Here is a 21,791-nt window from a genome sequence, read left to right on the forward strand (position 1 = left end):
TTTCAGTATGCGGACCTCACGAATTGTGTCAATTGCCGCCGCATCGCGATCGATTGAGCCACAGCTCCCCAATTCCTGAACGGACACTAAACCGCTTTACGCATCCTCGAGCGGTTGTAGTGCGCCATCAGGTCGTTGAACTTTTCGCCCTGTACGGCAATATGGCCGCGCAATTCGGTTTCGGCCCGCTGTTCGTCGCCATCTTCAAGGGCCGATACGATTGCCCGATGCTCGTCCATCGACTGATTCATACGACCACGAACGCGTAACTGCATGCGCCGGAAAGGTTGAAGCCGACGCTGGAGTTTGCGGGCTTCTGAGGCAAGGAAACTGTTGCCGCTCGCATCGTAAAGCAGATTGTGAAATCGCTCATTCTCCCGGTAATAGGCGTCTGCATCACCGCTCTTTAGCGCTTTTTCGCACTCGTCCGCTGCCGTGCCGATTTCACGAAGGTCGTCATCGGTGAGCCTTCGTGCCGCGAGCCGGCCGCACATGCCTTCAAGCTCGGCCATCACCTCGAACATTTCCACCAGTTCGATAATACCCGGATGACGCACATAGGCGCCGCGCCGCGGAACAAGTTCAAGCAGCCCCGAGGCCGCCAGCATCTGAAACGCTTCGCGCAGCGGCGTGCGCGATACCGAGAAGCGCTCCGACAGGCGGATTTCATCCAGGCGTTCGCCGTCGGAGAACGCACCGGTAATGATGAGTTGTTCCAGGGTCTGTCGAATGCTGTCGGCGCGGCGTTGATCCATGGAGGCACTCTACAATTTGTTGCGTTAAAAATTCAATACGGTTATTATTGTATACAAAAATATTGACATAGAATGCAAAACAGGTAGCGTCACCATGCCGCAATGCGGAAAAGACGAATGCCAGTGACGATATCGCTGTCCACAGAGAGAGTATTGCAAATCAACGCCAAAGCACATGTTTCAAGCCAGAGCCTGCATCCCGAAAGATCAGAGTATTTTTTTCTGTCTTTGCGCCGGCTTCCTATTCCTGTTGGTCCTTTGCCATATCTATTTCGTATGATGCCCGAATTCGCCGATCCGCATGTTGAACTCCGGTTGCGGCGGCCGGCCAGGGGAGCGCTTTAATGAACCGGTCACGGTTTTTATCCGATATTCTCTCGACGATTTTCGAACGCCGCTATTCGGTATCGGCGGCGATAGACAAGCGGCCCATTGATGAGGTGTGCCGGTCTTTGCTGACCGGTGCGGGCGAGGTTTCCGGACTGAAGCTGGCACGCACTGTCCTCGATCGTTTCAGTCAGATGACAAAAGAGGAAAAGCAGCAATTTTTCAGCTTTCTAACCGAAGAACTTGATGTGGATACGGAAGCCGTGGAAGCTCGTGCGCGCCAATATGGCGAAGAACGCACGCCACAGCACCTCGAACATTTGGTGGAAGCTGCCGAACCGGAACGTCAGGAGCTCCTGCGCCGCATCAACCAGGTGCCGGGCGCAACGGCTCAGCTCGTCGCCATGCGGCTCGACCTGTTGGATTTCCTGGAGGAATATCCTGAGTTCGGCCGCGCCGACCTTGATTTCATTCATCTTTTTACATCCTGGTTCAACAGGGGGTTCCTCGTGCTACGCAGGATCGATTGGGATACGCCGGCAAATATTCTTGAAAAGATCATCGAATATGAAGCCGTCCACGCGATTGACGATTGGGACGATCTACGACGTCGCATCGAACCGGAAGACAGGCACTGTTTTGCCTTTTTCCACCCGGTTATGCCGGACGAGCCGCTGATATTCGTTGAGGTTGCTTTATCCAAGGGTGTTCCGGGGTCCGTTCAGGAGGTTCTGGCCGGCGAGCGCGAGATCCTGACCGAAGACATGGCCGATACGGCTGTTTTTTATTCCATATCGAATTGTCAGCGGGGACTTGGCGGAATTTCATTCGGCAATTCGTTGATCAAGCAGGTGGTGGAAGATCTGTCGCGCGATCTGCCGCATCTCAAAACCTTCGTTACGCTGTCGCCGGTTCCGGGCTTCAACCGCTGGCTATCCACGCTGCGCGACGAACAGCCGGACAGCGTTGCTGCTGAAATTCTTCAGGTCGTGCAGCAGGCAGCCGATAGCGGCGACACGGATATGCTCGAACAATACAGCGCCGAATTGCGCTATCTCGCAATACAATATCTTGTCGAGCAGAAACGCGCCAACGGTCTGCCGCTTGATCCGGTGGCGCGGTTTCACCTCGGTAATGGTGCAATGATCCACGAAGTTCACGCCATGGCGGATATTTCGCCGAACGGCCTGCATCAGTCGAGCAGCGTCATGGTCAACTATCTCTACGACCTGTCGCGGGTCGAGCAGAACCACGAAGAATTCGCAACCGACAAGACGGTGGCCCAGTCGCGGACGATCCAGTCGATCCTGCGTGCCGGCCTGCCGGACAAAAAGACACGGAAAACAGTCAATGGCTAACAAGCTCTACGATGCGCTCTTTGCACCGCATGAAAACAATACCGGCACATTTCTTCACCTGAAGGATGGTGGCCAGGTCACCTATGAGGCTTTTCTCCGTCTGGCCGCACAGTTTGCCAATGTCATAACGGATATGGGTCTGGTTGCGGGCGACCGGTTGGCGGTTCAGGTTGCAAAATCGCCCGAGGCGCTGGCCGTCTATGCGGCTTGCGTGCGCAGCGGTGTGATATTCCTGCCGCTTAACACTGCCTATACGCCTGTTGAAGTTGACTATTTTGTCGGTAATTCCGGTGCAAAGCTGGTGCTGTGTGATGGAGCGTCAGCTGATGCGCTGGCGCAGGTCGCGGCGCAGAACGAAGCAGCATTGATGACGCTCGACGCTGACGGCAGCGGCAGTTTTGCGGAAGCGGCTCAAGGCAAGCCGACGGACTTTGCAACGGCCGAGCGTGATGGCGGTGATTTGGCCGCATTCCTCTATACTTCCGGCACGACCGGGCGTTCGAAGGGCGCTATGCTGACGCAGGACAATCTCTTGTCCAACGCACGCACCCTCGTCGGCTACTGGCGTTTTACATCGGACGATGTGCTGCTTCACGCCCTGCCGATCTTCCACACCCACGGCCTCTTCGTGGCTATGAATGTCAGCCTGCTTTCAGGATGCTCTGTAATCTTTCTGCCGGCTTTCAATGTTGACGATCTGATCGGCAACATGCCCGATGCGACGACCATGATGGGAGTGCCGACTTTTTATACGCGTCTGCTGGACGATCCGCGATTTACCGGGGAACTGACCGGTCATATGCGTCTGTTCGTTTCCGGCAGTGCTCCGCTGCTTGCCGAAACGCACGAGGCATTCGAAGCGCGCACGGGCCACCGCATTCTCGAACGCTACGGCATGACCGAGACGAATATGAACACCTCCAATCCTTATGACGGTGAGCGCCGCGCCGGGACGGTCGGCTTTCCGCTGCCGGGGGTCGAGGTTCGTGTTGCAGAGCCCGATTCGGGCATCGAGGTTGCGGCCGGCGACATCGGCGTAATCGAGGTGCGTGGTCCGAACGTCTTCAAGGGCTACTGGCAAATGCCGGAAAAAACCAGGGAAGAGTTCCGCGACGACGGTTTCTTCATTACCGGTGATCTCGGCAGGCTTGACGAGGACGGATACATTCACATCGTCGGGCGACAGAAGGACCTGATCATCTCCGGTGGCTACAATATCTATCCAAAGGAAATCGAGCTGATTCTGGACGAGCAGGACGGTGTGCTGGAATCGGCCGTAATCGGTGTGCCGCATCCGGATTTCGGGGAAGGGGTTGTCGGTGTAATTGTGCCGCAGCCCGGCAAAACTCCTGATCCGGATGCCATTATGGCAGCGATCAATGGAGAGGTTGCCCGTTTCAAGCAGCCCAAGAAACTGGTGATGCTTGACGAATTGCCGCGAAACACAATGGGCAAGGTGCAGAAGAACGCCCTGCGGGATCAATTCTCGGATCTGCTGGCCGGCTAGCCGTGGGATTAAAAAGGGCCGGTTAAGCCGGTCCTTTTTCCATTTGATAATAGTGACCTAGCCGGCGATTTTGCCGCCGCCCTTCTTGGTCACTACCACGACGGACGGCCGCGGCGGCATTCCGTCTTCGAAGTCCGGCCAACGCGTTGCCGGGTCCTCGAATGTGGAAACGCGTTCGAAGCCCTTGAGGCTCTTCGTGCCGTCCGTACCGGGGTGCTGGACAGCCAGGAACAGTGTCTGCTGATCGTCGGTAAAATAGGGGCCGCACAGTTCCCCGCCGACCGGACAGCGAAAGAACAATTTCGACGATCCGCGCAGATCGCCGTCGGTCTCTACACCGTAGAGCCCGTCGGACTTGCCGGTCTTTCCCCACCCGGAGCCCTGGTCGGTTGCCACCCACAGCCGGCCGTCAGCATCAATGGCGCAGTTGTCCGGCGAGCCGAACCAGCCGTGATCCGACGTTTCCGGTCCCCACTGCGCACCGACATCAGCGATGGTCGGATCGCCGCATTTGACGAGGATATCCCATCTGGATTTGGTCGCCGTGTGATCGCCGCCGGCCTCGGTGATTTCAATGATGTGGCCAAAGCTGCTTTCGGGGCGCGGATTGGCGGCGTTTTCATCACCGATTTTGCGTTTTGTGTTGTTGGTCAGCATGACGAAGACCCTGCCGTCAGGATGCGGTTGCACGTCTTCAGGCCGGTCCATCGGCGTGGCCTCAAGCAAGTCGGCGGCAAGCCGCGCATCGATCATGACATCAGCCTGGCTGTTAAAACCGTTCTCTTCATTCAGCGGACCTTCGCCATGCACCAGCGGCATCCAGTCGAGCGTGCCGTCGTCGTTGAATTTGCCCGCATAGAGTGTGCCGTCCGACAGTAGCTTCATGTTTGCGGCGCGATCGTCGCCGACCGTTCCTTTCGAGACGAATTTGTAAACATAGTCGAACCGGTTATCGTCACCGGAATAAATCACAACCTTGCCGCTGCCTGCTTTGATCGCTTCGGCTCCCTCGTGACGGAAGCGACCGAGTGCGGTGTGTTTGATCGGCATGGACTGCTGATCCATCGGATCGACTTCGACGATCCAGCCGAAACGGTTGGACTCGTTTGGCTCCTTATCAATATTGAAACGGTCATCGAACTTGCCCCAGACGTACCGGCGGCCGGGTACCCCATAGCGTTTTTGCGACTTGGCTTCAGAGCCCTCAAGCACAGGCTTGCCGTCTTCGTCCGTGTTATCGGTCCAGAAGTAGCCGTGGAAGTTTTCCTCGGCCATCAGATAGGTGCCCCAGGGGGTGATGCCGCCGGCGCAGTTGTTCAGCGTTCCGATGACACTGTTTCCTTCGGAGTCTGCCGATGTCTTCATGCGGACATGGCCAGCAGCAGGACCATCGATACCCATTTCGGTGTCGAGCGGCTGGATGCGGCGATTGTATTTGGAATCGAGAACCGGCGCCCACTTTCCGTCGGAGCCGCGGGCGATTTCGATCACTGTGCCGCCATGGGCCGCCTTTTCGATGTCCACAAGTTCCTGTGTCATCCCTTCAAAGCCTGCGCGGTCCTGACGGCCGAGGCCCGGAAACATGACTTCTTCGTTGGTATATTCGTGGTTGACGCATAAAAGACCGCGCGAACCGTCGGCATTCAGTGGCACGAAACCGACATAGTCATTGTTGTAGCCGAACTGCCTGAGTTGGCTTTGCGGCGACTGTTGGTGCGGATCGAATGCCGGTGCGTCAGTGTGGATCGGGTCGCCCCAGCGCAACAGCACATCTGCGTCGTAGCCCTCTGCAATATGATGATTTTCGTCGATGCCGCTTTCAAGCTCGGAGAATTTGTAACGGCTGTGCTCAGCGGCCATCGCGTCACCCGCGGCCAACAGCGCAGTCGTACCGAAGAGGGAAGTCGTCGCTGCAACACCGAGAGCGCCTCGCAGCACGTCGCGCCGCCCGTAGCGGCGGTTTATGACATCTCCGATCGTGTTGCCGAGATTTGGATTGGTGGGAATATCGTCAAAGGCCTCGAAAGCTTCAGCCTTGTTGCAGAATTCATCATCCGTCTTTCGCATATTTTCCCCTCGCACACCTGATTTCGCCGGCCAAAGCCTTTGCTTCCGCATTGCTTTGGCGCAACATCAGTTTGTACCGACATTCGTGACTTGATGATGACAGTCTGTGTTGAAAGTGACCGACTTCGTCTACCTGGTCTCACCGGCAGGTGTGGAACACCCACAGCCGCTATTGCCTGCTGCCTTTGCGTCCGCATCTTTGACGCAGCAGGCATCAACGCCCTTTGGGGCCGGGCCGCCACAACAGGGAGTGGCCGATGTCTGCGTTTTCTTTGTTGCGCTTTTATTGTCCTGCCTCACCGTGCTGCTCCTTCATCCGCTCATACTTGTGATGGGAACAGCCAATATAGCCGAATTTCCAGCAGTAAAAACTAAAAAACCAGATATATAGTGCCATTTGTTTCGAATTAGATTCGCGCGCCATCCGGAATTGTTCGGGGAAGGGCGTTGAGGGCGTCGATGCTAAAGCCGGCGATCTTTTTGTATTTGGCCGCGTGCGTTGCCAGCTCTTCGTGGCTCGCCACATCACCGATATTTTCGAAGGCGCCGCCGCAACGGTCTTCGATCATCTGGAGGACTGCGTCGGGACCGCCGCCGCCGCGGTTTGTAAGCACGATGTTGCGTGTCGCCGGCAAAAGCTCTGCTTCATAAGCTTCGAGGGCCGCGGATGAAACACCGTGATCGAGCATGTAGCGGCCCAGTTTGCGGGCATCGACAATGGCCTGGCTGGCGCCGTTCGAACCGACCGGATAGGTCGCATGCGCGGCATCGCCAATCAAGGTCACACGGCCATAGGTCCATCTGTCGAGAGGGTCGCGGTCGACCATGGGATATTCGAAAACCTTGTCGGCGCTGGTGATCAGTTGCGGAATATCGATCCAATGAAATTTCCAGTCTGTGAACGCCGGGTAAAAATCATCAATATTGGCTTCGCGGTTCCAGTCTTCCTTGTTCCAGCCGGCGCCTGGGTCATAGCGCAACTCTGCAATCCAGTTCATGGTCAACAGGCCCGTTTCGGGATCCGGTTTGGAAATCGGGTAGGCTACGAGGCGCTGGGTGTCGTGCCCGATCAGTGCCATGGTCGCACCAGTGCGAAACCCCCTGGATCTGGAGGTCGCACGCCATAGCACTGCGCCGCCCCACACGGGTTCGCCTTCATCCGGCTCCATCTGCGCGCGCAATGCGGAATGGATACCGTCGGCACCAACCACTGCTGTGCCTTTTTCTGCTCTTTTGTCGCCGTTAGCGGTGGACATGAGATGCAAAACTGCGCCGCCATCGACATTCTCAAATCCCGTTGCGCGCCATCCTGTTTCGATGCAACCGGGGCCGGCGCGTTCCACCAGTTTCCGGTAAAGCAGCATCTGCAACAGGCCCCGATGGATTGAATATTGCGGCCAGTTATATCCGGCCCACTTGCCGCGCGGCTCCGTCCAGATCTCAAGGCCGTATTTGGAGAACATGCCATACTCGCGTGTCTCGACACCGATCTCTGTGAGATCTTCCTCGAGGCCCAGATCGAACAGCTCACGCACCGCGTTGGGTTGCAGGTTGATGCCGACCCCGAGCGGGCGCAGGGAATCGACCGCCTCGAATATCTTGAAGGGAACGCCAATTTGTTCGCAAGTCAGCGCAAGAGAGAGGCCGGCAATGCCTGCTCCGGCAATCAGAACGGTCATGACTTCAATGCAGGCTGTTGCCCGCCTCCCTGTTCGAAGAGTGTTTTGTTGCAGGAAGGATAGTTTATGTGATAAACAAAAGTCAAATATTGTTTATGACGTAAACAAAGAGGGTTCCGTGACACAACACATTGCAACAGGCAAAGACCCCCTGAGCAAGCTTGAAGGCCTGGACTACGGGCTGCTTCACGGGCTCCTCGGGCATCTGCTGCGTCATGCGTTCAACCACGGCCAGGCGGTATTTGCCGAGGTATTTGAAGACGATGCAATCACACCACTGCAATTCATGATCATAGAACTGGTTTCACACAATCCGCATATCAGTCATTCGCAGATCTGCACGGCAATGGGGGCCGCAGCTTCAGTCGTGACAACGACGCTGAAGCCACTGATTGCCAAGGGATATATTGTCAGTGAAGCGCTGCATCGCGATCGCAGGGTGAGTTGCTATCAATTGTCAGATGAAGGTGCCGACTGGTTTGCTGGTATCCGCCCGAAAATTGACACCTGTGAAGACCGGTTCGCCCGGTCTTTGTCGGCACAGCAGCGAAGGAATCTGCTGCATTCCCTGCGGCTTATTGCCGGGCTTGACGCCTAAGCGCAGGCCAGTTTCTGATTGAAATTTGCGCATCCGTTCGCCGGCAAATCTTGTTCAGCTGGCGTTCAGGCACGTCATGCGACAAAGCACCAGATAACGGTGTGGAGAGAACTCACGTCCAATATCAATGCATCATTCGATGAGCCAGATCCGCATTTCACGGCATGCCCGGCCACACATGTATCTGGTCGGCCGACGGCATAGCCGTGTCGGGGAGCCGGTACGGTCACCGCCCTGCTCGTGCCGGTGGGGAGACCGGGCGCTTCAAAAGGAGCGCCCGGTCAATTCAGGTTGCGGGATCAGGGCAGGGAACATGGTCGCCCGTATCGCCTTTGGGCAGCTGAAAGCGGCCATGCGCCCAGTCGCCCTGTGCCCAGGCTTCCTTAGCCGCCTCGATCTTTTCTTTCGACGAAGCGACAAAATTCCACCAGATATGACGCGGCCCGCCCAACGTATCGCCGCCAAGCAGCATCAGCCGCGCACCGGTGGGGCCGGCCTTGATTGTGATTGCATCCGCGGGTCTGAAGACCATCATGCGGCCTTCTTCGAACGTGTCTCCGGCAATTTCCACTGAACCGCTCAGTATGTAGAGGCCACGATCTTCATGATCATCGGGCAATGGTAAAAGAGCTTCGGGTTCCAACACGGCATCCGCGTAGAACATGTTCGTGAAAGTCTTTGCGGGCGCACGCTCACCCCAGGCATTGCCCAGAATCAGCCGAACATCCTTCCCCTTGCCTTTCAGCAAAGGCAGCGCTTCCTTGCCGTGGTGCTCGAATGCCGCCGCTGTTTCCTCATCCTTGTCGGGAAGTGCGACCCAGGTCTGTATGCCGAACAGGCTGTGAGGGGAATGGCGGGTCCTTTCGCTGGTGCGCTCGGAATGTGTGATGCCGTTGCCGGCGATCATCCAGTTGACCTCGCCAGGATAGATCATCTGATTCGTCCCCAGTGAATCGCGGTGCTGGAATTCCCCGCGCAGCAGATAGGTGACGGTGGCAAGCCCGATATGGGGATGCGGGCGTACATCGATACCCTGGCCTGTTACAAATTCGGCGGGACCCGCCTGGTCGAAAAAGATAAACGGACCGACCATCTGCCGACGCGGTGCGGGCAGCGCACGCCTGACCTCAAAGCCGCCTATGTCTCTGGCGCGCGGGATGATGACGGTTTCGATACTGTCGAGTTCACCGGCATCCGGACAGTTCGGCTCGAGTGCGGGATTCCAGCTCATCGGGTCACTCCTTTCGCAAGAGATGTGCCCATAATAACCCTAAACCTGGAGGACGGGCAGAAACGCACTGTTCAAGATAATGCGGATATAGCCCACTGGTGTTAGCGCTTTAACGCGGTTCTTGGGATGGCCCTGAAGCACGCTTCTTTAACTTCTGATGGAGATAATGCGCCCGTATGCCCGGCTCTGCGGGCACATCACGCGCCCAAACACAGAGAAGCAAACGGCTGTAGCAATGCTGTCGATCGACAAGACGCAGTATCAGGTTGATTTGACCGGCTCGTTCGACTTTCTGAGCGACGAGTACGCGGATTTGTTTGCTTGCTCATCGGCACATGCTTTCCAGCATCCGATTTGGCTGGAAGCCTTCTATCGGCATATTGCACCCAATCGCGGAGCCAAACCGCAGATCCTGACCGTGCGCCGCTCAACCGACGGAGCATTGCAATGCGTGCTGCCGTTGATCCTGAGGACCAGATACGGCTTCCGGCTTCTCGAGACGACAGACCTGGGGGTGAGCGATTATGCCAGCCCCGTGGCAGCGCCTGATTTCTGGGCGGATCTCGAGCGCGACGGCAGCCTGCAGGGCGAAATATGCAAAGCCCTTCCAAAATTCGATCTGATGCGCGTTCGCCCCGTTCGGGACGAAGACTGCGCTCATTACCAACTGTTGCTGGGTTGCGATCCCAAGCCACTGGACTTTTGCGCCCATGCGGTCCCGCTGGATCAGCCCTATGCAGACTGGCGCAAAGCGACGTTGAATGGCTCGCTGCGCAAGATGATCGACCGCAAAACGCGCAAATTACGGCGCGAACATGATGTTGAAATTCAGGAACTGACGGAAGCAGGCGCGATCGCGCAGGCCATTACCAATCTGGCCCATATGCGCTCTGGCCGCTTTGATGGCGACGTCATCCAGCAGGATTTTGCTGTTGAATTTTACCGCGAAATTGCAGTGCACGGCGCCCGTAACGGCCTGGCCAGCACCTGGCAGTTAAGCGCCGACGGCGAAACACTGGGATATGTCTTCGGTCTGACGCACGCAGGCCGCTACTATTATCTTCTGATCGGTTGCGACTATGAACGGTTCGGGCAGTTCTCGCCCGGCCTGCAGTTATACGACGGTATTATGGAGGGGTGGCTGGACAGGGGTGGGACCTGGTTCGACTTCACCATCGGCGACGAGGATTTCAAGATGAAATTCGGAACGTCCCCGACATCCATGTACGTTTTAATGAAACCGGCAAGCCTGCTCGGCATGGCAGCGATGCAGGCAATGAAATGGAGGCGCTGACGCTCTGAGCGTTCCGGGGTGACAAATGACAAAAGAGGACATGTTGACCAACTCGGTCATCATTGCCGCTCATCCTGACGATGAGTTGCTCTGGTTCGGAGCAATTCTCGAACAGGTCGGGCAGGTGGTAATGGTGTATGAGGAATTCTGGCCGAATCCGGCTGTTGGCGAGGCGCGCGCGGCCGTGCTCGAGAACTACCCGCGTAAAAACGTATCGTCCCTCAAAATTCCTGAAGCTGCGACCCATAGCTGTGCCGATTGGGAAAATCCGAAATTGTGCGATTTCGGCATTGTACTCGGTGCCGAAGCCCGTAAGCGCGACCTTAAACAGAAGGTCAAGCGTGTATTCGGCAGGAGCAACGCTCCGCCTTGCGGGATAAAAAAGCACTACGAAAGCAATTACAATATAATATACAATGAATTAAAGAACATTCTTAAACCCGGAATGAATGTGTTCACCCACAATCCGTGGGGTGAATACGGGCATGAAGACCATATTCAGGTCTATCGTGCAGTGGACAGGCTGCGCAGGGAAATCGGGTTTGCCCAGTGGATGACCAATTACTGCACCGAACGGTCCCTGCCTTTGGCCCAGACCTATTTCGACAATGAAGACGCTGATTTCATTCAGTTGCCGGTCGACCGGGAATATGCCGAGCGCATAGCCGGTGTCTACCGGCAGCACGGATGCTGGACCTGGGCGGATAATTGGAACTGGTTTCCCTTCGAACTCTACCGCCACGTGCCTGAGGGCCAGGCAAACCACGAGGGCCAGCCGCACCTGCTGCCGCTCAATATGTTTCGCTTTGGCGATTGACCGCCCATGCATAAAAAGAGCACGCAATCGGCGTGCTCTTTGGTTTTGTTGATGTTCCGCGCTTAAAGCTGAAGTTGGTACGAGGCCGGAACATATTGGAAGCCGCTCCCGCGCGCTTGCACATATCCGAGTGCCGGGAAGGGCATGTGATAGCCGACAAAGGGGATCTTGTCGGCGGCGAGCATGCCCAGAACCTTCTTGCGTTGCGCTGCCGCAGCCTCCTTGTTCATGTCGAATAGTACTTCCCACTCCGGATAGGCGAGCGACCAGACATAATGATTGGCAAGGTCAGCCGCCAACAATAGCTGCTCGCCGTTGCTTTCGACCATATAGACGATGTGGCCCGGTGTGTGACCAAAGGCTTCCACCGCAGTCACACCGGAAACCACCGCTTCTCCGTCCTTGACGAAGGTCATCTTTTCGGCGAGCGGTTTGACGAGTTTTCCAACCAGTTCTCCGGCGCCGCCTTCAGCGCCTTCCTTGGTCCAGAAATCGTACTCAACGGCGCCCGTCACATAACGCGCATTGGGGAAGGTCGGGGTGTCATTTGTCATCAGCCCGCCGATATGGTCCGGATGCATGTGGGTGATTACCACTACGTCCACTTGCTCCGGCGTATAACCGGCGCTGGCAAGGGCGCCCGCAATGTTGCCGCCATTCGCCCCAAGGCCGGTGTCGAAAAGAACCAGTTCGTTTCCGGTATTTATTACGGTTGGCGTGAAGAAAAACCGGGTTCTGTCTGACGGTATGAAGTTTTCATCGGATACGGATTTGAACTCGTCGGCCGAAACGTTGAGGCCGAAAATGTTCTGCGGGTTGTCCCTGGTGCTGGCAGCATCGAGAAGCGTGTTGACCTCGAATGCGCCGGTTTTGAAACGGGCAAACGGCGTTCCACCGCCATCCTGCATCGGTGCTGCTGCAAGGGCCGCAGTGCTGTTGGCCAGCCCGGCGGCTATCGGTACGCAAGCCGCGCCAATAAGAGCCGAACGTCTGCTAATCGTGACTTCAGGCATTTTGATCCCTTTCCATCTGTGATTATTGAAATGGCAGGTAGCGCATGATTGTGTCCGGGCAAGGGTCTGTACCGACGCTCATACGAAAGGCGTACGGACACAATCTCAACACAGAGTGTTGATTGTAGGTACACGAATTTTGGCGCCGGACTGTTGCAATTTGCCGTTCGAGATCTGATATCTCCGAGTAAGGCCCCCGGCACTTGATTACCAAGGAGCTAAGAGAGAGATGATCGACCGGCGCAGCTTCCTCGCCGCTACGGCTGCTGCTGCTATCGCGCCGCTTGCGCCTGCGCGTGGCGAGAGCTTAATAACGGGATCGGCAAGACAGAACGGCTTTTATCTTCCCGAAGAAACCGAGCCGCATCTGCGCACCTTCATGCAATGGCCGGTGAGCCGCGAGGTTCACTCGGACCGTTACTTTTTGCGCATGCTTCAGAGTTCTGTCGCCGATATTGCCAACACGATCAGCGAATTCGAACCGGTCGCCATGCTCATGGATCCGGCCCACGAACGGCAGGCCAGAAAGCTGCTGGATCGCCGTATCGAGATCTGGCCCGTAGCCACCGACGATCTGTGGTGCCGTGATTCTGGTCCGATCTTCGTCACCGACGGAGCGGGTCGGCTAGCCGTCAGCGAACTCAATTTCAACGGTTGGGGCAACCGGCAGATCCATGACAATGACGGCAAGATAGCACGCAAGCTTGCCGCCGGACTCGGGTTGCACGTGTTCAACAATGGAGTGGTCGGCGAGGGCGGCGGTGTTGAAACCGACGGTTACCAAACACTGATTGCGCATGAAAGCAGTTGGGTTAACCCCAATCGCAATAACGGTACGAGGCAGGACGTTGAGGCAAGACTCCTCGATGCACTCGGTGCGCAGAAAATCATCTGGGCCCCCGGTATCGTGGGTGGTGACATCACCGACTATCATATCGATGCGCTGGCCCGATTTGTGAGCCCTGGGCTGGTTCTGATGCAGCTTCCGGAAAGGCGCGATCCTGAAAACCCGTGGTCGATGGCTGCCTACGAAACCTATGACATCTTGAGTAACGCAACCGACCGGTCCGGTCAGAAGCTCGAAGTTGTGACGGTGCCGGAGCCAAAGCACCCACGCGTAAAATCACCTGACTTTGTAGCATCCTACGTCAATTACTATGTCTGCAACGGCGCGGTGATTTCCGCTCAGTTCGGAGACGGGGATGCCGACAAAGAGGCGGCGAGCGTGCTGCGCGACCTTTATCCCGATCGTGAGATTGTCGCCCTCAACATTGATCCGATCGGCGAATCCGGCGGCGGCATTCATTGCGCCACGCAACAGCAGCCGCGCGTCTGACCGGCGTTAAAAAAGTTCCATCCGTTCTGTCAGAGGATCGATTTCTCCCGCATCAGTCGGGCCGATGCCGAGGCATGTGACCGTGCCTTCCGGCAGCAGGGTTTTGCCGGCATCGCGCACAAGGCTCGCCGGCAAGGTGCGGGTTTGCGCGCGAGCCAGAAGCCCCTGCAGCGCTTCCGGGCCGGCGGCTGCAAGAACGATTTTCGGCATCCCGCATTCCAGCCAGTCTTGTCGGGCCTCCGGTGTAGCCAGCAGAAACGCCGAAACGGAGGCGTGAGCCACCTGTGCTGCGAGCTTGCCAGGCGGAAGGTTCAGCGCTCTATTGACGACAATGACCTGTTTCATACGGGTATGGTATCCATATGAAAGATGATCCGGCAAACCTGTATCGGCACCGGACCGGGAGGAAATGACCATACTGACTGTTCTGGGCCGCCGCAGTTCGTTCAATCTGCAAAAGGTAACCTGGCTGCTGGCAGAACTTGACCTACCGTACAGGCACATTGAACTTGGCGGCAGTTTCGGCGGGCTGGATACGCCGGAATTCCGCATGATGAACCCCCACGGTAAAGTGCCGGTCATCAAGGATGGCGACCACGTTGTTGTCTGGGAGTCGCATGCGATCCTGCGTTATGTCGCAGCGAAATACGGTGCTGACCAATTCTGGCATGAAGATCCGGTTGAACGGGCACGCATCGATCAGTGGATGGACTGGTCGCAGGCGGCACTTCAGCGCGATTTCCTGAACGGCGTCTTCTGGGGCTTTTACCGCACACCGGAGGAACAGCGCGACCCGCAGGCAATTAAAACCAATGTCGAAAAATGCGCGGTGCATTTCAGACTGCTGGACGACATATTGAAAGAAAGCGAATTCCTGCTTGGTGAAAGCCTGTCCCTGGCGGACATTCCGATCGGAACGCACCTGTTCCGTTACTTCAATCTCGATATCGAACGGCCTGAAATTCCACATGTCAGCGCCTATTACGAGCGACTGCAGGAACGGCCCGGATACAAGGAGAATGTCATGGCGCCGTTTGATGATCTCTACGGACGTCTGGAATTTTAACAACCGCACTTGAAACTGCGTGCGGCCGTTCCCACATAGCGTTGGTCGGGACGACCCTGCAATTCACCAGATTTTTGGTAAGGACGACCTTATCGCCTTTTAAGGAGATGGGTATGTCCTGGATGATTCTGTTTCTCGCCGGCATTCTCGAAATCGGCTGGGCCGTGGGCCTGAAATACACCGACGGTTTTCGCCTGCCGGTACCGACTGCGCTCACGGTTGGTGCAATGGCGGCGAGCCTGTTTTTGCTTGGCCTGGCGCTTCGCACATTGCCGCTTGGGACGGCCTATGCCATCTGGACCGGAATAGGCACCATGGGAACCGTCCTTGTCGGCATTTTCCTGTTCAGCGAGCCGGCAACGGCCGTCCGTCTGGCCTGCATCGGCCTGATTATGATGGGCATCGTTGGCCTCAAGTTCTCGACCTGACAGTCCTCGCCCTATTTCTTGGCGTATTTGGCGATCCAGTATCCCATCAACGGAAAGAGAACCAGTTCTGCCAGCAGCGATGGCAGAACTGACAGGCTCAAAAGTGTTTTCAGATCAAGTGAACTCATGCGCGCAATGCCGCCGATGAACACGATGCCGCTGAGGACGATGAGGACGGTGCGCAGCCGGTGAAGCGTAAAGGCACCGGCAAGAAAGACGATGCCGATGCCAAGCCAGACGCCGCCCAGAAACCGGAAGTGACTGTCCTGCGTTCTGAACGCAGAACTGTCGACGATTTCCATAAAGTCTGTCGGCCCTTGCCAGCCAAGGGTGCGAATACCGCCGAATCCGACGTTAAAGCCCATGAAGATGATGACGATTCCGGCGACAGCAAGCAAAAGCCGCAAAAGCAGGATTGGGTTTTTCCAGGTCATTGCACATTCCTTGAGACTTTATTGCCGGGCACAAAGCCGGCAATGTCCACTGTTCGGCTGTGAATTTCTCAACTCATGGGCGAACCGTAGTTGAATTTTCAGGGGCTGCGCAAGCCCGCCGATGCGAAGCGTTTTGCCGCGCGGGCCTTGCTTCGTGCCGATTGCAACAATTTGCCGCTAACAACCAATTTTTTCTACAAAAATTGCCCGGCGTGGAATGTCTTGATCGAAAAAAACAAATAATCTGGATTTCATTTCAGCTTCGTGTCTATACTCCCGCCAAGGTTCGCGACAGGGAACTGCGGACCGTCAAAAATTGGGAGTTTTTCATGTTACTTCGTAAGAGCTTACTAGGGGCAACGCTACTTACCGGCTTGTTCGCCACACAGGCGATGGCTGAAAACACATTTAAGTTCGCTTTCCAGGGGACATTGAAATCGCTTGATCCATATTCCCTCAATGAGACATTCACGCTCGGCACGTTGGGCAATGTCTATGAGGGTCTGACCAAGCGCGGACCCGATCTGGCCATCCTGCCAGGTCTTGCGGAAAGTTGGGAAGTCGTAGAGCCGACCCGCTGGCGTTTCCATTTGCGCAAGGGTGTCAAATTTCACAACGGCAATGACTTCACAGCGGCAGACGTCGTCTTTTCAGCCGACCGCGTGCGCTCGGAAGGTTCTGACCTGAAGACCCGCATTCCGGCGGATGCCAAATTCGAGGCTGTCGACGATTACACAGTAGATGTGGTGCTGACGTCGCCCAACCCGATTCTCCACTACGAGTGGGATACTTGGGTGATCATCGACAAGGAATGGGCCGAAGCCAATGATTCCGTCCGTGTGACATCGGCCTCCGACCAGGCAGCAACGACGATTTCGTTGCAGGCCAACGGAACCGGTCCTTTCAAGATCACCAATCACGATGGCGGCGTGAAGACCACGCTGGAAGCCAATCCTGACTGGTGGAACGCCGCCAACAAGAAGTCCAATGTCGACAAGGTCGAGTTCGCGACCATCGCCTCGGATGCGACGCGCGTTGCCGCGCTGCTTTCGGGTGATATGGATCTGGTTTATCCGATCCCGGTTCAGGACATCAAACGCGTCAATGACAATGCGGCGACGTCGGCGCTGACCGGTCCTGAATTGCGCACCATATTCCTCGGAATGGATCAGATGCGCGACGAACTGCTCTATTCCAGCGTGAAGGGCAAGAACCCGTTCAAGGACCAGCGTGTACGCGAAGCCTTTTATCATGCGATCGATATTGAAGCGATCAAGCAGAAGGTCATGCGCAATCTGTCGACACCGTCCTCGATCATGATCTCTCCGTTCATGTTCGACAATGCGTCGAAGATCACACGTTTGCCCTATGACCCGGATGCAGCCAAGGCTTTGTTGAAGGAAGCGGGCTACCCGGATGGGTTCGAAGTCGGCATGGATTGCCCCAACGATCGCTACGTCAATGATGAAGCGATCTGCCAGGCGGTTGCCGCCATGTTGGCCCGCGTCGGTGTCAAGGTGAATCTCAATGCCCAACCGAAGGCTCAGTACTTCGCCAAGGTCCTGGCATCAGGTGGCTTTGACACGTCCTTTTATCTGCTTGGCTGGACCCCTGGTTCATTCGACTCATGGAATGTTCTGAGCAACCTGCATGGCTGTCGCGACGAGGCCGGCAATGGCGGCATGTTCAACCTCGGCGGTTACTGCAACGCGGATGTTGATGAACTGACGTCGCAGATCCTGGTCGAAAACGATCCGGACAAGCGTCTCGACCTCATCACGCAGGCCTATCAGATCAGCACGGGTGAATCGGCCTATATTCCGCTGCACCAGCAGGGCCTTGCCTGGGGCGTTTCGGATAAAGCCGATGTTGTTCAGCGCGCTGACAATGTGCTCATGCTCTATCACGTCAACATGAAATAAAGAGCTTTCTTCAGGCCCCGTCCAAAAGACGGGGCCTAAGATTATTTAATACATGCTAGCTTTCATAATTCGACGTCTTGTCCAGTCGGTGGTGGTGATGCTGGTCGTCAGCCTCATCGCCTTTATCATGTTCCGCTTCATCGGCGATCCTGTCGACCAGATGGTCGGCCTTGAAACAACACTTGAGGAACGCGCCAAACTACGTGAGCAGCTCGGATTGAATGATCCGCTGCCCATCCAGTTCTGGCATTTCGTTTCGCAGGCCGTGCAGGGAAATCTTGGTATTTCCTACCAGTTCAAGCAGCCGGTGGCCCAGATGATCGGGGAGCGGTTGCCGGCAACTCTTGAGCTTTCCTTCGTCTCGGCAGTATTTGCTCTGCTTGCCGGTATACCCATGGGTGTCTATACGGCGCTGCGACGCGAGAGCATTTTGTCAAAACTGTTCCTGACTGTCTCGTTGATCGGCATATCTCTTCCGACATTTCTGATCGGGATTTTGCTGATATTCATTTTCTCGGTGAATCTGCAGTGGCTTCCCAGCTTCGGGCGTGGACAGGTTGTTGATCTGGGCTGGTGGAGCACCGGGTTTCTGACGGCATCAGGCCTCAAAGCTCTGATCCTGCCGTCCATTACACTCGGCCTGTTCCAGATGACGCTCATCATGCGCCTTGTGCGCTCTGAAATGCTGGAAGTTCTGCGCACCGACTACATCAAATTCGCACGCGCACGCGGTCTCAAGAACCAGGCAATCCACTTCGGCCATGCGCTGAAGAACACGCTGGTTCCGGTGATCACGATCACCGGTTTGCAGCTTGGTTCCATCATCGCCTTTGCCATCATTACAGAGACGGTGTTCCAGTGGCCGGGCATGGGATTGTTGTTCCTGCAGGCGGTGCAGAATGTCGATATCCCGATCATGTCTGCATATCTGTTGATGATTGCCTTCCTGTTTGTCGCGATCAACCTGATCGTTGACATACTTTATGTGAGGGTTGATCCACGCATTCGCATCGGGGGGGGCGAGGCATGAGTACGGATGCACAAGAGTTGGATCGTCCAGGCTTCTGGGCGCGCGCGCTCGATTCCGATATCTGGTATTCGTTCAGGAAGTCGAAAATCACGATCGTTGCGGCGATCGTTACGCTGATCATATTCCTGAGTTCATTCCTGGCACCACTGATTGCGCCGCATAATCCATTTGATCTTGCAACGTTGTCGCTGCTTGATTCCCTGATCCCGCCGGTCTGGGAGGAGGGAGGCGATCCGCGTTTCCTGCTCGGCACGGACGACCAGGGACGCGATATCCTATCGACCATCCTTTATGGCTCGCGTATTTCGCTGGCTGTAGGTTTTGCTTCGGTTGTTTTTGCCGCAATCCTAGGCATCTCCTTGGGATTGCTGGCCGGCTATGCCGGCGGGCGCACCGATTCCATCATCATGCGTATTGCCGATGTGCAGCTGACATTTCCGGCGATCCTGATTGCGCTTCTCATCGACGGTTCGGTGCGCAGCGTGCTCGGTGGCATCGATCGCGAGCAGTCCGCATTTTACGTGCTGGTGGTATCGATCGGCCTTTCTTTCTGGGTGCAATATGCAAGAACAGTCCGCTCGTCGACGCTGGTTGAAATGAACAAGGAGTATGTTCAGGCGGCGCGCCTGATCGGGTTGCATCCCATCAGGATCATGGCGCGTCATGTACTGCCAAATGTGATGGGGCCTGTCCTCGTGATCGCGACGATCAATCTGGCGCTTGCCATTATCACGGAGGCGACGCTTTCCTTCCTCGGCGTCGGCATACCACCGACACAGCCGTCACTCGGGACCCTGATCCGAATTGGCAATGATTTTCTGTTTTCCGGCGAGTGGTGGATCACCATCTTCCCCGGCATTACGCTGGCCATCCTCGTTCTGGCCGTCAACCTTCTGGGTGACTGGCTGCGCGATGCACTCAATCCGCGGCTGAGGTAATCTGATGAGTGACGTTCTGCTTTCCGTTCGCGACCTCGTAGTCGAGTTTCCAACGCGCAAAGGCATCCTGACGGCCGTTGACAGGGTGAGCTTCGATATTGCCAAGGGTGAAGTCCTGGGTGTCGTGGGTGAATCGGGTGCCGGCAAGTCAATGACCGGCTCCGCGATTATCGGTCTCATCGAACCGCCCGGCCACATCGCCGGCGGATCCATTCACATTGCCGGCGAGCGCGTCGACAACCTGCCGCCCGAGGCAATGCGCAAGGTGCGCGGCAAACGTATTGGCATGGTTTTCCAGGATCCGCTCACTTCGCTCAATCCGCTCTACACGGTTGCCGAACAGCTGGTCGAGACGATCCGAACGCATATGAAGCTGACGGACAAACAGGCCCGCGATCGTGCGATCGGCCTGCTCGATGAGGTGGGTATTCCTGCAGCCTCGCGGCGCATTGACGATTATCCGCACCAGTTCTCGGGCGGTATGCGCCAGCGTGTCGTTATCGCCCTGGCGCTATGCGCCGAACCGGAACTTGTAATTGCCGACGAGCCTACGACGGCGCTCGATGTTTCGGTGCAGTCACAGATCATCGACGTGCTTAAAAACATGTGCGCAGAACATGGAACATCCGTGATGCTTATCACACACGATATGGGCGTTATCGCGGAAGCTGCCGACCGCGTTGCGGTGATGTATGCCGGCCGTGTCGCCGAAATCGGTCCGGTGCGCGATGTCGTGCAGGATGCCAGACATCCCTACACAAAGGGTCTCATGGGATCGATCCCGACGCTGATGCACGATTCGGATCGCCTGACCCAGATACCGGGTTCCATGCCGCGCCTGACTGACATTCCGCCCGGTTGTGCTTTCAGCACGCGCTGCCCGGAAGCCTTTGCCGGCTGCTTTGTCAATCAGCCTGTCTGCAAGGATCACGACGGACGGGAAGTCGCCTGCCTGCTTTATGATGAAGAGGGGCGGCCATGAGCGACGCACTTGTCAGCATCAACAACCTCAGCCGCGTCTTCGACGTCTCACAGCCCTGGCTGAACAGGATACTGGAAGGCGAGGAAAAGAAGCATCTGACGGCGGTCAAGGATGTATCCTTCGAAATCCGCCGTGGCGAAACATTTGCTCTGGTCGGTGAATCCGGTTCCGGAAAGTCAACGATAGCAAAACTGATTGTCGGTCTGATAAGACCCAGCGCCGGGCAGATCAGTTTTGACGGCAAGAATGTCGCGACACAGGGCAGCGCTTCCATGCGCCAGCTCAGAAGCCGCTTCCAGATGATTTTCCAGGATCCGTTTGCAAGCCTCAATCCGCGCTGGCGGGTCAAGGATATCATCGCCGAACCGATCCGCACATTCGGTCTGAACGGCGAGACGGTGCGTTGGGAAAACCGCGTTGATGAATTGCTCGAAACCGTTGGCCTCTCATCGGGAGACGGGGGCAAGTTCCCGCATGAGTTTTCCGGCGGCCAGCGCCAGCGCATAGCAATCGCCCGTGCACTGTCGGCAAAACCCGAATTCATCGTTTGCGACGAGCCGACTTCGGCGCTCGACGTTTCCGTGCAGGCACAAATTCTCAACCTGATGCGCGACCTTCAGGATGAATTCGGCCTGACTTACCTCTTCATCAGTCACGATCTGTCGGTTGTTCGCCACATGGCGACCCGTATCGGCGTGCTTTATCTCGGGCGCCTTGTTGAGGTTGCAGAGGGCAAGACGCTGTTCAAGGACCCCCAGCACCCCTACACGAAGATGCTTCTCGATGCCGTGCCGGATCTTGAAATGACAGGTCGTGCTAGAAAACCGGTCGAAGGTGAAATTCCCAACCCGATCGATCCGCCGACAGGCTGTTCCTTTCATCCGCGCTGTGTGCTTGCCAATGATCGGTGCAAGCAGGAAACACCGGAACTTACTCTGCACAAAACCACAGAGGCAGCGTGTTTTGCCGTTGAGGAGGGGCGGGCCTAAAGCGGCCACGAATGCGCCGT

Annotated in this window: 21 protein-coding genes; 14 read left to right on the forward strand and 7 right to left on the reverse strand. The window is 56.4% G+C overall.

What is annotated here, in order from left to right:
- Positions 1 to 86: 86 nt before the first annotated feature.
- Positions 87 to 755, reverse strand: a complete 669-nt coding sequence (locus ABVT35_RS08775; RefSeq protein ID WP_368465922.1) for a GntR family transcriptional regulator — start codon at positions 753 to 755, stop codon at positions 87 to 89.
- Positions 756 to 1,099: 344 nt separating this feature from the next.
- On the opposite strand from ABVT35_RS08775, the gene ABVT35_RS08780 reads away from it, so the two are divergent.
- Together ABVT35_RS08780 and ABVT35_RS08785 are read left to right on the forward strand one after the other, a co-directional pair.
- Complete coding sequence (locus ABVT35_RS08780) at positions 1,100 to 2,440, forward strand: malonyl-CoA decarboxylase (protein ID WP_368465923.1); 1,341 nt, start codon at positions 1,100 to 1,102, stop codon at positions 2,438 to 2,440.
- Positions 2,433 to 3,947 carry a malonyl-CoA synthase gene (locus ABVT35_RS08785; RefSeq protein WP_368465924.1) on the forward strand — a complete coding sequence of 505 codons (1,515 nt, stop codon included), beginning with the start codon at positions 2,433 to 2,435 and terminating at the stop codon, positions 3,945 to 3,947. The genes ABVT35_RS08780 and ABVT35_RS08785 overlap by 8 nt, the downstream gene beginning before the upstream one ends.
- 57 nt (positions 3,948 to 4,004) lie before the next feature.
- Here ABVT35_RS08785 and ABVT35_RS08790 read toward each other — a convergent pair whose 3' ends face one another.
- On the reverse strand, positions 4,005 to 6,014 hold the full coding sequence (locus ABVT35_RS08790) for a PhoX family phosphatase (protein ID WP_368465926.1): 2,010 nt from the start codon (positions 6,012 to 6,014) through the stop codon (positions 4,005 to 4,007).
- Positions 6,015 to 6,123: 109 nt separating this feature from the next.
- Between ABVT35_RS08790 and ABVT35_RS08795 the strand changes: the two genes are divergently transcribed.
- The gene (locus ABVT35_RS08795) at positions 6,124 to 6,405 is read left to right on the forward strand and encodes a hypothetical protein (protein ID WP_368465928.1); all 282 of its coding nucleotides are present in this window, start codon (positions 6,124 to 6,126) and stop codon (positions 6,403 to 6,405) included.
- 16 nt (positions 6,406 to 6,421) lie between these two features.
- Here ABVT35_RS08795 and ABVT35_RS08800 read toward each other — a convergent pair whose 3' ends face one another.
- The gene (locus tag ABVT35_RS08800) at positions 6,422 to 7,693 is read right to left on the reverse strand and encodes a flavin-dependent oxidoreductase (RefSeq protein ID WP_368465929.1); all 1,272 of its coding nucleotides are present in this window, start codon (positions 7,691 to 7,693) and stop codon (positions 6,422 to 6,424) included.
- Between ABVT35_RS08800 and ABVT35_RS08805 the strand changes: the two genes are divergently transcribed.
- On the forward strand, positions 7,692 to 8,291 hold the full coding sequence (locus tag ABVT35_RS08805) for a MarR family winged helix-turn-helix transcriptional regulator (protein ID WP_368465930.1): 600 nt from the start codon (positions 7,692 to 7,694) through the stop codon (positions 8,289 to 8,291). The genes ABVT35_RS08800 and ABVT35_RS08805 overlap by 2 nt on opposite strands.
- A 286-nt stretch (positions 8,292 to 8,577) precedes the next feature.
- On the opposite strand, the gene ABVT35_RS08810 is transcribed toward ABVT35_RS08805, so the two are convergent.
- The gene (locus ABVT35_RS08810; RefSeq protein WP_368465931.1) at positions 8,578 to 9,522 is read right to left on the reverse strand and encodes a pirin family protein; all 945 of its coding nucleotides are present in this window, start codon (positions 9,520 to 9,522) and stop codon (positions 8,578 to 8,580) included.
- Positions 9,523 to 9,757: 235 nt separating this feature from the next.
- On the opposite strand from ABVT35_RS08810, the gene ABVT35_RS08815 reads away from it, so the two are divergent.
- Together ABVT35_RS08815 and ABVT35_RS08820 are read left to right on the forward strand one after the other, a co-directional pair.
- Positions 9,758 to 10,816, forward strand: coding sequence for a GNAT family N-acetyltransferase (locus ABVT35_RS08815; RefSeq protein ID WP_368465932.1), 1,059 nt, complete (start codon positions 9,758 to 9,760; stop codon positions 10,814 to 10,816).
- 25 nt (positions 10,817 to 10,841) lie between these two features.
- A complete protein-coding gene (locus ABVT35_RS08820; RefSeq protein ID WP_368465933.1) occupies positions 10,842 to 11,633 on the forward strand; it encodes a hypothetical protein in 792 nt (263 codons plus the stop codon).
- A 62-nt stretch (positions 11,634 to 11,695) separates the two neighbouring features.
- On the opposite strand, the gene ABVT35_RS08825 is transcribed toward ABVT35_RS08820, so the two are convergent.
- On the reverse strand, positions 11,696 to 12,646 hold the full coding sequence (locus ABVT35_RS08825; RefSeq protein WP_368465935.1) for an MBL fold metallo-hydrolase: 951 nt from the start codon (positions 12,644 to 12,646) through the stop codon (positions 11,696 to 11,698).
- Positions 12,647 to 12,875: 229 nt separating this feature from the next.
- On the opposite strand from ABVT35_RS08825, the gene ABVT35_RS08830 reads away from it, so the two are divergent.
- Positions 12,876 to 13,982 carry an agmatine/peptidylarginine deiminase gene (locus tag ABVT35_RS08830; RefSeq protein WP_368465936.1) on the forward strand — a complete coding sequence of 369 codons (1,107 nt, stop codon included), beginning with the start codon at positions 12,876 to 12,878 and terminating at the stop codon, positions 13,980 to 13,982.
- 6 nt (positions 13,983 to 13,988) lie between these two features.
- Here the strand turns inward: ABVT35_RS08830 and pth2 are convergent, their stop codons facing one another.
- Positions 13,989 to 14,327 (reverse strand): aminoacyl-tRNA hydrolase, encoded by a 339-nt coding sequence (pth2, locus tag ABVT35_RS08835; protein WP_368465937.1) that lies wholly within the window; start codon positions 14,325 to 14,327, stop codon positions 13,989 to 13,991.
- 64 nt (positions 14,328 to 14,391) lie between these two features.
- Here pth2 and ABVT35_RS08840 point away from each other — a divergent pair, with 64 nt between their 5' ends.
- Positions 14,392 to 15,048, forward strand: a complete 657-nt coding sequence (locus tag ABVT35_RS08840) for a glutathione S-transferase family protein (protein ID WP_368465938.1) — start codon at positions 14,392 to 14,394, stop codon at positions 15,046 to 15,048.
- 113 nt (positions 15,049 to 15,161) lie between these two features.
- On the forward strand, positions 15,162 to 15,476 hold the full coding sequence (locus ABVT35_RS08845; protein WP_368465939.1) for a multidrug efflux SMR transporter: 315 nt from the start codon (positions 15,162 to 15,164) through the stop codon (positions 15,474 to 15,476).
- 11 nt (positions 15,477 to 15,487) lie between these two features.
- Here the strand turns inward: ABVT35_RS08845 and ABVT35_RS08850 are convergent, their stop codons facing one another.
- Positions 15,488 to 15,910: a DUF4345 domain-containing protein gene (locus ABVT35_RS08850; protein WP_368465940.1), complete on the reverse strand. Its 423-nt coding sequence runs from the start codon at positions 15,908 to 15,910 to the stop codon at positions 15,488 to 15,490.
- Between the two features lie 329 nt (positions 15,911 to 16,239).
- Between ABVT35_RS08850 and ABVT35_RS08855 the strand changes: the two genes are divergently transcribed.
- The 5 genes from ABVT35_RS08855 to ABVT35_RS08875 are packed head-to-tail and all read left to right on the forward strand — an operon-like array spanning position 16,240 to position 21,771.
- A complete protein-coding gene (locus ABVT35_RS08855) occupies positions 16,240 to 17,832 on the forward strand; it encodes an ABC transporter substrate-binding protein (protein WP_368465941.1) in 1,593 nt (530 codons plus the stop codon).
- A gap of 52 nt (positions 17,833 to 17,884) precedes the next feature.
- Positions 17,885 to 18,862 (forward strand): ABC transporter permease, encoded by a 978-nt coding sequence (locus ABVT35_RS08860; protein ID WP_368465942.1) that lies wholly within the window; start codon positions 17,885 to 17,887, stop codon positions 18,860 to 18,862.
- On the forward strand, positions 18,859 to 19,800 hold the full coding sequence (locus ABVT35_RS08865; protein WP_368465944.1) for an ABC transporter permease: 942 nt from the start codon (positions 18,859 to 18,861) through the stop codon (positions 19,798 to 19,800). Before ABVT35_RS08860 ends, ABVT35_RS08865 begins: the two co-directional genes overlap by 4 nt.
- Positions 19,801 to 19,804: 4 nt before the next feature.
- The gene (locus tag ABVT35_RS08870; RefSeq protein ID WP_368465945.1) at positions 19,805 to 20,782 is read left to right on the forward strand and encodes an ABC transporter ATP-binding protein; all 978 of its coding nucleotides are present in this window, start codon (positions 19,805 to 19,807) and stop codon (positions 20,780 to 20,782) included.
- Positions 20,779 to 21,771, forward strand: coding sequence for an ABC transporter ATP-binding protein (locus tag ABVT35_RS08875; protein ID WP_368465947.1), 993 nt, complete (start codon positions 20,779 to 20,781; stop codon positions 21,769 to 21,771). Before ABVT35_RS08870 ends, ABVT35_RS08875 begins: the two co-directional genes overlap by 4 nt.
- Positions 21,772 to 21,791: the final 20 nt, after the last annotated feature.

The sequence above is a fragment of the Hoeflea sp. TYP-13 genome (genome assembly GCF_040932035.1).
Lineage (GTDB): Bacteria > Pseudomonadota > Alphaproteobacteria > Rhizobiales > Rhizobiaceae > Hoeflea_A.